Annotated in this window: 1 pseudogene; it reads left to right on the plus strand. The window is 63.2% G+C overall.

From position 1 onward, the window contains the following. Positions 1–239 (plus strand): annotated as a pseudogene (locus CVH10_RS27395) (trigger factor); the annotation flags it as partial.

Below are 239 nucleotides of genomic sequence, written 5' to 3' on the forward strand. Positions count from 1 at the left end.
AAGGTCGAGGAGCTGGCTCAGCAGTACCAGTAGCCTCAGCAGGTCTTCGACTACTACATGGGCAACGACCAGATGAAGTATCAGGTCAAGTCCGCGGTCCTCGAGTAGAAGGCCGTCGACGTGCTGCTTGGCCAGGCCGGCGTCAAGGACGTCGAGATGTGCTACCAGGATGCGCTGGCCGCCGCCCAGCAGAAGGGTGGCCAGGCCGACGACGAAGAGGCCGACGAGGCCGAAGCCCA

It is taken from the genome of Halomonas sp. ND22Bw, assembly GCF_003011945.1.
GTDB lineage: Bacteria > Pseudomonadota > Gammaproteobacteria > Pseudomonadales > Halomonadaceae > Halomonas > Halomonas halophila.